Consider the following 14,554-nt stretch of genomic DNA (forward strand, 5'->3'; position numbering starts at 1 on the left):
GGGGGGCGGAGCCTCGGACCGGCGGGTGGTGCGTTGGGGCGTCTTCTCGTGCGCCCGGGGGGCAACCGGGCCCGGGGGGGGCCCCCGGGGGGGGGGGGGGCGGCCGCCCCCCCCGCCGCACCGCCCCACCGCCGCACCGCCCCACAGCTGCACTGCCGCACCGCCCCACCGCCGCACCGCCGCACCGCCCCACAGCTGCACTGCCGCACCGCCCCACCGCCGCGAACGGCTGCCCGGCATCCATGCCCCATGCCCACCCGTGCCCTCTCGGGCCCCGTCCTCCGAGAGGGCACGTCCGTGCGTCCGGGCCCGGGCCCGGGACCGGGACGGGACGGGACCGGGGCCGGGACGGGACGGGACCGAGGCCGGGACGGGGACGACCGGGACCGGGACGGGGACGACCGGGCCCGGGACGGGGACGACCGGAACCGGGACGGGGACGACCGGGCCCGGGACGGCCGGGCAGCATGTCCGGAGTACCGCTGTCGCACGGTGTGAAACATTTCCCGGCAGCCACCGCATCTAAAGGGTGTAGGCGAGAGGGAGTGACGGTTGAGGCAGTCCAGGGAAGGTGCCTTCCGCGAGTTCGCGGAAGCCCGTATGGGCCATCTGTTCCGTTCGGCGTGCCTGCTGACCGGCGGGGACACGCATCTCGCCGAGGATCTCGTACAGGAGACGCTCGGCCGGATGTACGTGGTCTGGGGCCGTACGTCGCGGCTCGGGAACCCTGCGGCGTACGCGCAGACCGTGCTGGTGCGCTGCTATCTCGGACACCGGCGGCGCAGGTCGGCGGGGGAACGGCCGAGCGGCGAACTTCCGGACCGGCCGGGCGAGTCGGCGGGCGACGCGTCGTTGCGGATGACGCTTCTCGACGCACTGCGCGAGCTGCCGCCCAAGGACCGGGCGGTGATCGTGCTGCGTTACTGGGAGGACCGGTCGGTATCGGAGACCGCGGACGCGCTGCACGTCAGCTCGGCTGCGGTACGCACCCGGAGCACCCGGGCGCTCGCCCGCCTCCGAGCACAACTCGGCGACAGCATCGGCGAGCTGGCCGTGCACTGAGGTCTCTTTTTCTTCTTTCTTGTTCCTCTTTTCCACAGGTGTGGGGACGGTGGTGATCGGCATGCTCGAAAACAGCGCGCGGAAGGACCAGGGCTCCTTCGAGGACGGGCTCGGCGCGGCGATGAAGCAAGCGGGCGAGGAGTTCTCCGTCGCGGGACGGCCGCTCCTGGACGGCGGGGTCGCACGCGGCCGGCGCCGGACGGTACTGCGCCGTGGCGCCGCGGTGACCGGGAGCGTGGCGGCGCTCGCGGTGATCGGGCTCGGCGGATCGCTCGTCACGGGGAACACGGGCTCCTCGCGGAACGCCGGCGAGGTCGGGGCGCCGGCCGCGGGGCTCTCCCCGGTGGCCGGAGTGCTCGCGGCTCTGCTGCCGGAAGGAAGGCTCAGGGAGCAGCCGGGCAGCGCGGCCGGTGGCACGAAGGACAAGAAGCGCCCCCACCCGTCGGCCGCCTCCGTCGTGTACGACGACGGCCACGGCAAGGCCGCGCTGTCGGTGTCCCTGAGCCGGGAGAACCCCGACCGGCTGAACGAGGACGAGTTCTCCTGCCCGGACAGCAACGTGAACACGTTCGAGGACTGCACCGCCACCACACTCGAGAACGGCTCGCGCCTCGTGCTGTTCAAGGGCTGGGAGTACCCGGACCGGCGCGAGGAGACCAAGTGGTGGTACGCCAACCTGCTGACGCCCGAGGGCTACCGGATCGTGGTGTCCGAATGGAACGCGCCCGCGGAGAAGGGCGCCCCGGTCAGCCGTTCCACCCCGCCGCTGTCCCTGGACCGGATGAAGGAACTGGTCCACGCCGAGGAGTGGCGTCCTCTCGTCGCGTCCCTCCCCGAGCCTGAGAAGCAGGCGCCCGCGCAACCGGCCCCCAAGGGTCTGAGCGGTGCCGTGATCCTGGACCGGCTGACCGCGCAACTGCCCGACGGCCTGACGGTGAAGGCCTCCGGGAAGCAGGAGGCGGAGTACGCGTACGTGGTGGTGGACGACGGCCGGGGCAGGAGCTTCGTGCAGATCAACGTGCAGCCGGACATGTCCGACGTCGAGGGCGACCTCTTCGGCGCCGGCACGGAGGTCCTGCCGGACGGCACGAAGGTCGTCACCCGTGAGGGACCCGGCGAGAAGGGTGGTGCCGGCGTCAAGATGCGGCAGGCCGACACGATGCGGCCCGACGGATTCCGTGTGGTGATCTCCGCGTTCAACACGGGGAACCAGAACGAGGCCGCGACCCGTGAGGAGCCCGCTCTGACCCTCGCCCAGCTGCGGAAGATCGCCACGAGCACGGTGTGGCGCAAGTAGGTCCGCTCTCCGACGTACGGCCCACCGGCACAAGGCCGGTGGGCCGTACGGACATTCGGCGGCGAGCCGTGCGGGTCAGTGCATGAACCGGTCGCAGCTGTCGACCCACTTGTGGGAGCGGATGTTGTTGTTCATGTTGATGCCGTTGCTGAAGGTGTTCCTGGACAGGTTGTCGACGAAGAACTCGCTCGCGTCCAGGCAGTTGTAGCCGCTGCTGTAGTTCGCGAGGTAGTAGAACTTCACGATGTCGTAGCTTCCGGTGATGCCCGCGTTGAGGACGGACGACGCCTTGTCGCCGTCGTTCTCGAAGCCGCCCCCGGCGGCGTCCCAGTTGGAGTCGTTGCCCGCGGTGCTGCCCAGGTACCCGTTGCAGTACGTGGAGTCGTAGGCGTACACCTTGCCGGTGCGGCCCGGCCAGATGTCGTTGCAGTGGTTGGAGGCGGCGGCCGATGTGGCCGCCTGGGCGGCGGTGGCGGGAACGGCCAGCCCGGCGGCGGCCAGACCGAGTGCGGCGATGGACATACCCAGCTTGCGCATGGTTTCTCCTGTGTGTCGGCCTCGTCGGAGGCAGGGTGAACTGCGTGGTGAATCCACGGCATCGCGCCGCGGACGTGTGTGGGGCGGGCGGAATCGGACCCCAGGGGCCGGTGAACAGGCCGCCCGGGGGGCGGTGATCAGACCCCCGGGCCGGTGACCGGACCCCCGGACCCGTGATCAGACCCCCGGGCCGGTGATCAAGCCCGCGGGCCGGTGATCCGGGCCGCGCGCGTGTACGCGTCGCGTTCCAGTCGCCGGCGGGTGTCGATCAGCTCGCCGTACCGGTCGGGCAGGGTGCCCCGGTAGTACGTCTCGCGCTCCCGGGCGACGGCGGCCAGCGCGCTCGCGCGGGCACAGCGGGCCTCGGCCACCGCGACGCGCTTCTCGGCCTCGAAGGCCGCGGAGGTCGCGGAGGTCGGGGAGGTCGCGGAGGCCGCGGAAGCATCGGCCGCCTCGGACGCCTCGGACGCCTCAGACGCATCCGGCGGTGCCTCGTCCGCGCCGAGGCCGGCGGTCCGCCGCGCCACCGCGTCCTGCGCTGCGGGCGGATCGGCGTACCGGTAGCCGGCCGCGGCCATGCAGCGGGCCCAGTCCGCGAGGGCGTCGGTGAACTTCTTGTCCCGGGTGATCCGGGGCACGTACAGCGGCTGGAGGTTGGTGACGGCCTTCTCGGCACGGAACCAGGCCTTCGGGTCCCCGTACAGCTCCTTCTCGGCCTGCGCCGAGCAGCCGCCGAGCCGTTTGCTGATGCGCCCGGTGCCGGCCGGGGTCGGGATCTCGGCGGTGAGGACGGTGGCGTCGCGGCCGCCGTCGAGGGCCTTGTCGTAGGCCTGACGGCGCTGCGGGGTGAGGCCCGCGCGGTACGTCCCGTTCGGGTTCGCCTGCCGGGCCCGGCCCGCCTTCTCCTGGATGCGGCTGCCGTAACCGTGCTCGGCGGCCCAGTCGACGTCGTCGTTGACGTAGCCGGGTGACCGGCTCTCCTCCAGGCTCAGCCGGGTACCGGTCCAGTACGCGAAGCCCGCACGGTTCATGCACCGCTCGGTCAGCACCTCCGCGGCATCGGAGATCCGCAGCTCTTCCGCCCGGGTCAGGTCCCGTACCTGCCCGGTACGGGCGGGGACGGGCGCGGTCGTCGGCCCGGCCCCTGCCCCGGTGGTGTTCGGTACGCACCCGGTCGCGGCGGCCGACACGGCCGCCGCGATCGCGCACGCGGCGATGAACCTGCGTTTCATGCCCCTGCCCCCCGTTGCCGCGCCACCCCCCGGTGGCGCGTCACCACCATCCCGCCGGAGCCGGGCGGGCGGTACCTCGTACGTCAGAGGGAGCAGGTCCTGGCCCAGGTGTGGGACTGCACGAGCGACGGCAGGGCGAGGTCGTGGCGCTGTCCCCGCCCGACGCAGCCGAGCCGTCTCTCCAGTCCGGTCGCCGCGAAGTACGCGACGTCGACGAAGCCCTTGGGATCGGCCATGCCGTTGTTGTAGATCGAGCCCGGGCGGCCGGTGTCCGCCCAGCCGCAGTCGTTCTCGCCGTCGGACCAGTCAGGGTCGTCGCCCTCCCAGGCGCACATCTCACCCTGGCCGCCCGCCTTGGAGAAGAAGCAGACGGAACCCGGTGTGCAGCGGTCGTAGCCCGTGGCCGTACGCGTCGGCCCGGGGCTCACGCCGGTACCCGCAGCCGCGGCGGCCGTGGCGTTCTTCCGGGCCTCCGGCTTCCCGGACGGGCTCTCGTCGTCCAGGAGCGCCCGCGCCCCGAGGCCGGCCAGCGCCAGCGCCAGCACCCCGGCCGCCGCAGCGAGCAGGGGGCGGCGGCGCACCCGTCCGCGGCGCGGCGGCCGGCCCGCTGCCGCGTCCGAGACCCGTGGCAGCAGCGACGCGGCGTCGTGCGGGGCCCGTTCCTCGTGCGTGCGCGCGAGGCAGTCACGCACGATCTCCCGCCAGGAGGAAGGGAGTTCGGTGGACAGCCGTAGTTCCTCCTCCCCGCGGGCGTAGCGCACCACCGCGTCGCGCCGGGCCGTCGGGGTACCGCCGGGCAGCGGGAACGAGCCGGTCAGGACCAGGTGCGCCAGCACGCCGAACGCCCAGATGTCCGCGGTCTGGCGGATCCGCGTGCCCCGCTCGCCGATCTCGGACCACAGCAGTTCGGGCGGCGTGTAGTCGGCCGTCGCGAACGCGGGCGAGTAGGCGTGCGTTCCCTCCAGTTCGGCCGCCATGTTGAAGTCGCCGAGCCGTGCCGTGCCGTCCTCCATCAGCAGCACGTTGCCCGGCTTGAGGTCGCCGTGCACCCAGCCCGCGTCGTGCAGCTGGTGCAGGCCCTCGCAGATCTGCGTGAGCAGCCCCGGGCCTTCCCGCGGCGAACGGCCCCCGGACAGGGCCGCTTCGAGGGAGCTCCGCGCCTCCTCCAGGACCAGGACGGTGGAGCCGTCGAGCTCCGGATGTTCCGGGGCGTCCACCGTCAGCGCGTCGTACATCCGGATCAGCCGGGGCGAGCGGAGGCGGCTCAGTAAGGCCACTTCGCGCTCGGCCAGTTCCCGCAGATGGCGCAGCTGGCGCGGCGTACGCGTGCCGGTCGGCAGGAACTTCAGGGCGGCGCGGGCCGGCTCCGCCCCGCCGTCCTCGTGGCGGGCCGCGTACACGTTGCCGAAGGCGCCCGCGCCGAGCGGCTCCTCGACGATCCACGTTCCGACGCGGTAGCCGGGCGGCACGGAAGCGACGGCGTACGACTGCTGCCCCGTCACCGGCCCGACCCGCTCGCCGAGAAGGCCTGTGACGCGAGGTCGTCCTCCCGGACGAGGTCGAACCGGAGCGCGAGGGCGACGAGCATCTCCTTCTTGCCGTTGAGGCGGGGGCCGGGCTCGCAGGACTCGGGGCCGGGCTTGAGCCGCAGCTTCACCGCCAGATAGTCGATGTTCCACTGCACGGAGGCCCTGTTGACCGCCGGCCACCACGGGCGCAGCCTTTCGACGACCTGTTCCACGGTCGGCAGCGGTGCGTACGGCTCGCCGCGCAGCCGCGGCTCGCACAGGGCCGCCAGGACGGTGAAGTACCGCTTGGACCGGTCGAGCGGAAAGGCGAGCGCGGTCCGCTCCCCGCCGCGGGTCCCGGCAGTCGCGTTCCGGTCCGGACCGTCCGCGGGGTCGGCGTAGTCGTGCCGCGGGGCCCATACGTCGAAGCTGAGCAGTTCGCTGCCCGCGGGCAGGACCACCCGGGAGAACTCGAACGCCACGGGGGCGCCCAGTCGCCTCGGCGCCACCTTGATGTGTTCCCCGGCGCCCTCCGGGTTCTCGACGGCGTAGGTCGCCGTACGGCTGAAGTTGCTGAGCGACCAGTAGGTGTCCGTCGCGGTGATCTCGCCGGCTGAGCGCGAGACACCGTCGTGCGCGATGGTCAGCAGGGGTGGCGTGCCGGCTTCGCGGCCGAAGCGGAGGGTCTCTCCCGGTGCCAGCCGGAGCTGCTCGCAGGGGGCCATACCGGGCCCTGGAACCACGACAATGGTGTACATGGACTGATCCCTTCCCCCAAGGTGTGCCGCGAGGGTAGGGAGCGCCGATAAACGTCCGCATGACGTGCAGGCCAGCCCGGCATCCGGTGTGATCACGAGGCGCGATGCGCCCAACTGACCACTTTCGAAAGGTAGTTCGCTTTCCCGCCCCGCTACGCGGACCGAACTCCGGCACCGACGGGACCGGCCTCAGCGGACGGGGAAGATCAGCGGACGGGGAAGCCGAAGGCGTACCCCTGCTCCCTCAGCCAGGGCAGGACCTGGCGCAGAGCGGCCAGCGTCTGGGAGCGGTCTCCTCCCGCGTCGTGGAAGAGGACGGTCGGGCCGTCGGAGATCTCGCGCTTGACGGTGGCGACCATGGTGTCCACGCCGGGCCGCTCGAAGTCCTTGGTGTCCACGTTCCAGCCCAGCGGCCGCATCCCCCGGGACGCGGCGAGCTTCCGGCTGTACGGGGTGAACGCGCCGCCCGGGGCGCGGTAGTACTGCGGCCGGACGCCTCCGGACGCCTTGGTGATCATGCGTTCGGCGTCCAGGATCTGCTGGGACTGGTAGGCCTCGGACTTCTTGTCCATCGCGGTGTCGTGCGAGACGGTGTGGTTGCACAGCCGGTGCCCGTCCGCCACGACCTCCTTGACCAGGTCCGGATACGCCTGGGCCTGCGTGCCGACCATGCAGAAGGTGGCCTTCACGCCGCTGTCCTTGAGCAGTTGCAGCACCTGCGGCGTCCAGTTCGGGTCCGGTCCGTCGTCGATGGTGATGTTGACGCCCCGGGCGCCGCGGTCCGAGGCGTGCGCGATGTCCACCGCCACCGCGCTCACCCGCTCCTGCGGCTTGGCCTCCGGCGAGGAGACGCTCGCCCGGTGACCGGCGGCGGCGGTGCCGGCCTGCGCGGTCCACACGGAGGCGCCGGCGGCCATCGCGGTCACCCCGAGCGCCGCCGCGAGAAGCCGGACATGCCATGCCCTGCCCTTGTGCTTCGCCATGTCCGCCCGCCCCTTTGTCCGCTCCGCCGATGCCGTGCACCCATCTAGACACAGGAACGTCCCCGCAGGCTGCCTCGGTTACCGTTCGCGGACATATCTGCAGGCGGGCGGCGACAAAGGCAGGGATTCCGCGACAGGTACGGTTCGGGGCGGACACGTCCGAGGCCCGGCACCGGGAGGGGTGCCGGGCCTCGGACTGCCTGCGGGGGGGTGCGCAGTTCGGGCGTACGTCAGACGTGGGCGCCGGCCCTGCGGCGGCGTACGGCGAACATCGCGCCCGCACCGACCGCCACGGCCGCACCGCTCGCGAGGGCGAGCCGAGACGTCGCGGAGGACGCGCCGGTGGCGGCGAGGGTGCCGCTCACGGGACTGACCGACGTACCGGTCTGCGTGTTGATGTCCGAGGTGTTCGGACGGGTCTTGCCCGGCTTGGCGTCGTCGGTCCTGCCCGGCTTGCTGCCCGCCGCTGCGATCATGAACTCGTAACCCTCCAGGTCCGGGTTCCCGCCGCAGGTGCCGTCGTCGTTGACGTAGTCACCGGCGACGAAGGTGACGCCGTTGCCCGCGGGGGCCGAGGCGTCGACCGTAAGGCGCATCTTGACGTCGGCGTGCGCACCGGCCTTCAGCGGGCTGATGGCGTCCATGTAGTGCTTGTTGTCAACGGTCTTCCACGTCGAGGACGAGCCGGACGAGCCGGAAGACCACTGCACACTGACCAGGTCGTCGATGCTGTCGAGACCGCTCCCGTCGGTCGCGTGGACGTAGGCGAACGGCAGCACCTCGTCCATCGTCCGGTCGGTGCCGTTCGTCACCCGGAGGTTGAAGTCGACCTTCGTACCGGCGACGACGGTGGTCGGCAGACCCGTGATGACCGTGGTGAGCCGGGCCTCGGGGACGGATTCGCACTCCTCGTCCTCCTTGTCCTCCTCGGCCTCCTTCTTCGCCCTGGCCAGCGCCTCGTCGGCCGCGGTCAGGTCCGCGAGCGCCTGCCTGGTGACCTCCTGGGCCTCGCCGATCAACCGGGCCGCGGCGATGCGGGCGTCGCTCCACGCGTCCCCGGCCTCCGCGTACGTGACGTCGGCGGCGGACTTGGCCTCGCCGGCCGTGACGGCGGCGCCCTCCGCCTCGGTGAGCGCCGTCTCGGCGGCGGTCCGCTCCGCCTCGGTGGCCGTCTCCGGGAGGCCGTCGAGCAGCGCATGGGCGTCGACGACCGCCTGGTCGGCAGCGGCCTTCGCGGTGGCGGCGTCGGCCGCCGCGGCCTTGGCGGCCTTGTGGGCGACGACGAGGGGGTGGGTGTCCGCGCCGAGTGCCTTCAGCGCATCGAGGGCGGCGTCCTCGGCCGCCACGGCGTCGTCGTACGCCACCTTCGCCGCTGCGGCGGCCAGCTCCAGCTCAGCGATGGACGGCTTCTGCTGCGTCTGCGCAGGAGGCTTCGCGTCGGCGAACGCGGGGGCGGCCGACAGCAGAAGGACAGGCGTCGTCACCGCTGCGGCAACAGCGGTGGCAAGAGTCCGGCGAATCGTCACAAGGGCCCTTCGGGGTACGGAAGACGGAAGAAGGGTCGCGGCGGAATGGGGCACGCACAGGCGACTTGAGGCGATCGTATGACCAGGTCAGCGGCCAGTCATCACCCTTTCTTCACGCGCGTCGACCGGGCCGGACACACGAGACGAATGGTGCAGTTGCCTTCACCGGCCCGGCTTTCCTCGTGAGGAAGGCCACATGATCGCGCAACGGGGCACGTGCCCGCGGCGCGCTACGGGGCGGGCGGGTTCCGGTCCGCGGTGGGCGGCCTGCGGAACAGTTGACCCGCAGCCGGCTCAGCGCCTGCCGGTCACCGGACACGGAGAAGGCGCCCGTCCCGATGGCGTCGGCGAGGCCGGACCAGCCCTCCGCCCTTGCGGCGAAGGCCACTTCGTCCGCCTCGACCACCGCGTCCGGCTGCCGGGCCGGCCCGTGCAGCGCTTCGCTGATGCCGTCGTCGACGCGTACGTGGCGCACCTCGCGGTGGCGGAGGCGACGCCCCGGCGGCTCCGACGGCTCCGGCGAGGACGGTCGTGCCGGCGCCGTGGCCGTCGGCGCCGTGGCCGTCGGGGCCGTCGGGGCGGACGCCCGGCTCGTTCACCCCCGCGCGTCCAGCCACGGCCTGCGTCCGGGGCCGGTCGGGTGGGTTCCCGTCACGCCCATGACCACGGAGTAGAGGCTGGTCTCGGCGGCGATGAAGAGCCGGTTGCGTTTGGCCCCGCCCCAGGAGATGTTGGCCACCGCCTCCGGGACGGCGAGCCGGCCGATCAGCGTGCCGTCCGGGTCGTAGCAGTGCACCCCGTCGTCCATGGCGGCGGCCCACAGCCGCCCGCCGTCATCGAAGCGCAGGTTGTCGAACCGGGCCGCCGCGCGAGCCGCGGCGGCCGCGAAGACCTCGCCGTCCGACAGGGTGCCGTCGTCCCGTACGTCGAAGACACGGATGAAGCCGGCCCGGGTGTCGGAGACGAACAGCTGCCGTTCGTCCGCGGAGAACACCAGCCCGTTCGGCGCGCCGAAACAGTCGGCGACCAGCCGGACTTCGCCCGTGGCCGGGTCGATGCGGTAGACGTTGTTGGCGCCGATCTCGCTGTCCGCGCGGTAGCCCTCGTAATCGCTGGTGATACCGAAGTCCGGGTCGGAGAACCAGATCGAGCCGTCGGACTTCACCGTCGCGTCGTTGGGGCTGTTCAGCCGCTTGCCCCGCCAGTGGGCGGCCAGCACCGTCACCGTGCCGTCGTGCTCGGTCCGTGTCACCCGCCGGTTGCCCTGCTCACAACTGATGAGCCGGCCCTCGCGGTCGAGCGTGTTGCCGTTCGGGTGCCCGGCGGAACGCCGGAAGACGCTCACCGCCCCGGTCTCCTCGTCCCAGCGGAGCAGCCGGTCGTTGGGGATGTCGCTCCACACCAACTGCCGCCAGGCCGGCACGTAGACGGGCCCTTCGGCCCAACGGCAGCCGGTGTACAGGACTTCGAGACCGTCATCGCCGTTCATGCACCGCCCGGCCCGGAACCGGTCGTCGAAGCTCTCGTACAGCTCGGGGCGCTCGATGGTCATGGACGTCCATCCTTCCGACGAGAGGCCGAACAGATTTCGGCATCACTCGAAGATTGTCGGATGAGATATGGTCGCCACAAGCAGATGCCGAATGGAGAGTCGTGGATCACATAGACCGGGCCCTGCTGGAACAGCTCCAGCAGGACGCGACGCAGTCCTACGCCGCGCTGGGCCGGACAGTGGGCCTCTCCACCGGCGCGGCCCACGAACGGGTCCGCAAGCTCCGGGAGCACGGCGCGATCAGGCGGACCACGGCCGACGTCGACCCGTCGGCGCTGGGGTACGGCGTGCTGGCGTACGTGACCGTCGACTCCACGCGCTGGATGGGCGATACGGCCCAGGAGTTCGCGGCGCTCCCCGAGATCGTCGAGGCCCACATCATCGCCGGGAACGCCTCCGTGCTGGTGAAGGTCAGGACCCGGAGCACCGAGCAGCTCCAGGACGTCCTGCGCCGCATCCACGCGATCGACGGAGTCAACGGAACCCGGGCCACGGTCGTCCTGGAGTCACTCTTCGAACGCCCCGCCTCGCCGCACGGGGCCGGGGCGGCATAGCTCCATGGCCCTGCCCCGGCCCCGCATCCGGCGGATCACCCCGCCCCGGCAGGGAGTCCGTCCTCACCCGCCCGGTCCTCGAAGCTCGTGAAGAAGTGGCGGTCGAAGTGCCTCGCCGTGGAGCCGGGCTGTCGCGGGTCCGTGAGGAGTCGGTGGATGAACTCCGCGGTCGAGCCGTCGAAGCGGTGCCAGTGCGCGTAGTCCTCGCCCGTGACCAGGACCGGCCACCGGTCGGGGTCGTCGGCCTCCGTGAGCCAGTGGAACGAGGTCCGCTGCTCCGTACTCGCCCACTGCAACAGGCCGCCCGGTGCCGGGTGGAGGCCGTACGGCTCCCACCACCGGCCGCCGTCCTCCGCGGCGGTACGGGCCCAGAACGCGTGGAACGAGACGAGGTCGAGGCTGCCGGGCGGGCCGTCGGGGAGCAGGAGGCCGAGGTGGTCGTCGAACTCGCCGTACCCGAAGCGATCGGCGAGTTCCTTGTAGTCGCCGGGCAGCGCCGTACCGAGCCGGGCCTCGACCGCCGCCCGGTCGACCGCGGCGGCGCTCCGGTCGTCCGGCCAGTGGGTGACGGCGACGACCCGGTCCACCCAGGACGGCTCCGCCGCCGGACCGGGCCGCGGTGCGGCCCGGCTTGATGCGCCCGACTCCCGTTCTTCCATGGGCGGGAGTCAAGCACGGGGATACGACATCGCCGGCTGCGGCGTGACTACGAGCGGCGGCGGTTCCGCCACAGCCAGCCGGTGCCCGCCAGCGTCAGGAGGAACACCACGGTGATGAGCGTCCAGCGCGCCACGGGTTCCGCCGAACTGCCGTGGTGGGGAACCGGGGAGAAGTACCAGATGATGTGTGCGAGGACCGGGACGATGACGGTCAGGGTCAGTCCGGTCCACTTCTGGGCCACCGTCCAGTAGCGGGCCCGGCACACGATCACGACCGCGGCGATCCTGGCGGCGAGGCCGATCAGGGCGAGGGCGGCGCCTCCGAGGTAGGGCAGCACATCGCCCGCCACCAGAAGGGCCAGCGGCAGCCATACCGGGGAGCGGCGGCGGCCCGGGTCCGTGGCCGGTGCGGCCGGGGTGGCGCCGAGTTCCTGGAAGGCGGTCGCGGCTATCGCGCGCGGGTCGCCCATCTCGCTCAGGATCTCGTGCACGCTGCCGGGGCGTTCGGCGAGCGCGACCGCGATGTGTTCGGAGAGGTCGGCGATGAGCTCCTGACGGTCGGCGGGCGGCAGCATCGACGTCTCGCGTTCGACTGCCGCCAGGTACTCGCGCGTCAGCGTTTCATCGGTCTTGGTCTTCAAGGTGGCGCCCTTCCTTATGCACACCGGGCCCCTTGCCCGGTATGACGAGGCCGTCGACGGCGTTCCTGAACCCCGGCCAGACGGCGGCGAACCGGGCGAGGGCGGCATGACCCGCCTCGGACAGTTCGTAGTAGCGCCGCGGCGGCCCGGACGCCGACTCGCGCCAGGTGGTGACGACGAGCTCCTCCCGCCGCAGCCGTGACAGCAGCGGATAGACCGTGCCCTGGCCCGTCGCCAGCGCGCCCGTCTCCTCCAGTTCGTGCAGCAGCTGGACCCCGTACTTCGCCTCGTCCCGCATGAGCGCGAGCACGCAGTACTCCAGCACGCCCTTGAGCAACTGGCTCTCGATCCTGCCCGGGGTCCGGTCACTCGGCTTTTTACTTGCCTTGCCGGGTTCCATGCAATGCAAGATACCAGGATCCGGGTCGCTTCCACAGACGTCCGCGGCTGTGAGATCCCGGCAACTCCCGCGCAATGAAATGCGGCGGAAACATCCGGGTCGCTCCGACGAAACGCACACCGGTCACGCTCGCAGTCGCCCGCACCGCACGCGCCCCGAGGAGGACTCCCCCGTGACCCCCGTGACCGTGACCGCGGCCGGCATCGACACAGGTGACACCGCCTGGCTGCTCGCCGCCACCGCACTGGTTCTGCTGATGACGCCCGGGCTCGCGCTCTTCTACGGCGGCATGGTCCGTACGAAGAACGTACTCAACATGCTGATGATGAGCTTCGTGTCGATCGCTCTCGTCACCGTCGTCTGGCTGCTCGCCGGATACTCCCTGGCCTTCGGCGACGACGCGTTCGGCGGGCTCGTCGGCGATCTGCGGCACGCCGGCATGGCCGGCATCGGACCCGACAGCGTGACCGGCAGCGTGCCGACGCTGCTGTTCACCACGTTCCAGCTGACCTTCGCGATCATCACCGCCGCACTCATCAGCGGCGCGATCGCGGACCGTACGAGGTTCGCCGCCTGGCTGGTCCTCGTGCCGGTGTGGACGCTGCTCGTCTACGCCCCCGTCGCCCACTGGGTGTGGGGCCCCGGCGGCTGGATCAAGGACGCGCTGGGCGCGCTCGACTTCGCCGGCGGGCTGGTCGTGGAGATCGCCTCCGGGGCGTCCGGGCTGGCGCTCGCGCTCGTCGTGGGGCCGCGCATCGGGTTCAGGAAGGACGCGATGCGTCCGCACAACCTGCCCATGGTGATGCTCGGCGCCGGGCTGCTCTGGTTCGGCTGGCTCGGCTTCAACGGAGGTTCCGCCCTCGGCGCCAACGGACTGGCTGCCGCCTCGGTGCTCAACACCCTGGTCGCCGGATGCACCGGGCTGCTCGGCTGGCTCTTCGTCGAGCAGAAGCGCGACGGCCACCCCACCACCTTCGGCGCCGCCTCCGGCGCGGTCGCCGGGCTGGTCGCGATCACCCCCGCCTGCGGCACCGTGGGCATCCTCGGCGGCGCCGCGGTCGGACTGACGGCGGGCGTCGTCTGCTCGTACGCGGTCGCCTGGAAGTTCCGCTTCGGCTACGACGACTCGCTGGACGTGGTCGGCGTGCACTTCGTCGGCGGCATCGTCGGCACCCTGCTCATCGGCCTGTTCGCGACGGCCGCGATGACCGGCGGCCCGGAAGGCCTGTTGTACGGAGGCGGGTTCGGCCAGCTCGCCCGGCAGGCCGTCGCCGTCCTGGCCGTGGCCGCGTACACCTTCCTCATGACGTACGGGATCGGCAGGGCCGTCGACCGGTTCATGGGTCTGCGGGCCTCCGCGGACGAGGAACTCACCGGCCTGGACCAGACGCTGCACGCGGAGAGCGCCTACGATCACGGCGCCCTGGGTCACGGCGCTCCGCAGGCCGTGCCCGCCCGGCCCACTCCGCTCCCCAAGGACAGGAACTCCGCCTCATGAAGCTCATCACCGCCGTCGTCAGACCGCACCGCCTCGACGAGGTGAAGACCGCGCTGCGGGAACTGGGCGTGCAGGGCCTCACGGTCACGGAGGCCAGCGGCTATGGGCGTCAGCACGGCCACACCGAGGTGTACCGGGGCGCCGAGTACCGGGTCGACCTGGTGCCCAAGATACGCATCGAGGTCGTCGTCGCCGACGAGGAGGCCGAACCGGTCGTCGACGCGATCGTGCGCGCCGCCCGCACCGACCGGATCGGCGACGGCAAGGTGTGGACGCAGCCGGTCGAGACGGTGGTGCGGGTCCGGACGGGCGAGCGGGGACCGGACGCGCTGTAGGCGGCGCCCTCC

The 14,554-nt window shown here is 72.0% G+C and carries 15 protein-coding genes; 5 read left to right on the forward strand and 10 right to left on the reverse strand.

The features are described from left to right. Window positions 1-552: 552 nt before the first annotated feature. Complete coding sequence (locus tag ACIQMX_RS18940; RefSeq protein WP_363068692.1) at window positions 553-1,062, forward strand: SigE family RNA polymerase sigma factor; 510 nt, start codon at window positions 553-555, stop codon at window positions 1,060-1,062. 61 nt (window positions 1,063-1,123) lie between these two features. Next, complete coding sequence (locus ACIQMX_RS18945) at window positions 1,124-2,359, forward strand: hypothetical protein (RefSeq protein WP_402479485.1); 1,236 nt, start codon at window positions 1,124-1,126, stop codon at window positions 2,357-2,359. Window positions 2,360-2,434: 75 nt separating this feature from the next. Here ACIQMX_RS18945 and ACIQMX_RS18950 read toward each other — a convergent pair whose 3' ends face one another. From ACIQMX_RS18950 to ACIQMX_RS18980, 7 genes are all read right to left on the reverse strand, one after another. Then, entirely contained in the window at window positions 2,435-2,896 is a 462-nt protein-coding gene (locus ACIQMX_RS18950; protein ID WP_402479488.1) for a hypothetical protein, read from the reverse strand. A 197-nt stretch (window positions 2,897-3,093) separates the two neighbouring features. Further along, window positions 3,094-4,128, reverse strand: coding sequence for a hypothetical protein (locus ACIQMX_RS18955; RefSeq protein ID WP_402479491.1), 1,035 nt, complete (start codon window positions 4,126-4,128; stop codon window positions 3,094-3,096). Window positions 4,129-4,211: 83 nt separating this feature from the next. Beyond that, entirely contained in the window at window positions 4,212-5,630 is a 1,419-nt protein-coding gene (locus tag ACIQMX_RS18960) for a serine/threonine-protein kinase (protein ID WP_402479494.1), read from the reverse strand. Further along, on the reverse strand, window positions 5,627-6,394 hold the full coding sequence (locus tag ACIQMX_RS18965; RefSeq protein WP_402479497.1) for an FHA domain-containing protein: 768 nt from the start codon (window positions 6,392-6,394) through the stop codon (window positions 5,627-5,629). The genes ACIQMX_RS18960 and ACIQMX_RS18965 overlap by 4 nt, the downstream gene beginning before the upstream one ends. A gap of 206 nt (window positions 6,395-6,600) precedes the next feature. Continuing rightward, window positions 6,601-7,377: a polysaccharide deacetylase family protein gene (locus ACIQMX_RS18970; protein ID WP_402479500.1), complete on the reverse strand. Its 777-nt coding sequence runs from the start codon at window positions 7,375-7,377 to the stop codon at window positions 6,601-6,603. Between the two features lie 230 nt (window positions 7,378-7,607). After that, window positions 7,608-8,903: a peptidase gene (locus ACIQMX_RS18975; protein WP_402479503.1), complete on the reverse strand. Its 1,296-nt coding sequence runs from the start codon at window positions 8,901-8,903 to the stop codon at window positions 7,608-7,610. A gap of 595 nt (window positions 8,904-9,498) precedes the next feature. Next, entirely contained in the window at window positions 9,499-10,455 is a 957-nt protein-coding gene (locus ACIQMX_RS18980) for an SMP-30/gluconolactonase/LRE family protein (RefSeq protein WP_363068673.1), read from the reverse strand. A 101-nt stretch (window positions 10,456-10,556) separates the two neighbouring features. Here ACIQMX_RS18980 and ACIQMX_RS18985 point away from each other — a divergent pair, with 101 nt between their 5' ends. Beyond that, complete coding sequence (locus tag ACIQMX_RS18985; protein WP_402479506.1) at window positions 10,557-11,009, forward strand: Lrp/AsnC family transcriptional regulator; 453 nt, start codon at window positions 10,557-10,559, stop codon at window positions 11,007-11,009. A 35-nt stretch (window positions 11,010-11,044) separates the two neighbouring features. Here the strand turns inward: ACIQMX_RS18985 and ACIQMX_RS18990 are convergent, their stop codons facing one another. Genes ACIQMX_RS18990 through ACIQMX_RS19000 form a run of 3 tightly spaced genes read right to left on the reverse strand, consistent with a single transcriptional unit; the run spans window position 11,045 to window position 12,709 of the window. Continuing rightward, window positions 11,045-11,668 (reverse strand): SMI1/KNR4 family protein, encoded by a 624-nt coding sequence (locus ACIQMX_RS18990; RefSeq protein WP_402479509.1) that lies wholly within the window; start codon window positions 11,666-11,668, stop codon window positions 11,045-11,047. A 47-nt stretch (window positions 11,669-11,715) separates the two neighbouring features. Continuing rightward, window positions 11,716-12,309, reverse strand: coding sequence for a DUF1700 domain-containing protein (locus ACIQMX_RS18995; protein ID WP_402479512.1), 594 nt, complete (start codon window positions 12,307-12,309; stop codon window positions 11,716-11,718). Continuing rightward, a complete protein-coding gene (locus ACIQMX_RS19000) occupies window positions 12,290-12,709 on the reverse strand; it encodes a PadR family transcriptional regulator (RefSeq protein ID WP_402479515.1) in 420 nt (139 codons plus the stop codon). The genes ACIQMX_RS18995 and ACIQMX_RS19000 overlap by 20 nt, the downstream gene beginning before the upstream one ends. Window positions 12,710-12,881: 172 nt before the next feature. Between ACIQMX_RS19000 and ACIQMX_RS19005 the strand changes: the two genes are divergently transcribed. Continuing rightward, the gene (locus ACIQMX_RS19005) at window positions 12,882-14,207 is read left to right on the forward strand and encodes an ammonium transporter (protein WP_363068663.1); all 1,326 of its coding nucleotides are present in this window, start codon (window positions 12,882-12,884) and stop codon (window positions 14,205-14,207) included. Then, window positions 14,204-14,542: a P-II family nitrogen regulator gene (locus ACIQMX_RS19010; RefSeq protein ID WP_363068661.1), complete on the forward strand. Its 339-nt coding sequence runs from the start codon at window positions 14,204-14,206 to the stop codon at window positions 14,540-14,542. The genes ACIQMX_RS19005 and ACIQMX_RS19010 overlap by 4 nt, the downstream gene beginning before the upstream one ends. Window positions 14,543-14,554: the final 12 nt, after the last annotated feature.

The sequence above is a fragment of the Streptomyces sp. NPDC091416 genome (assembly GCF_044756845.1).
In the GTDB taxonomy this organism is placed as follows: domain Bacteria; phylum Actinomycetota; class Actinomycetes; order Streptomycetales; family Streptomycetaceae; genus Streptomyces.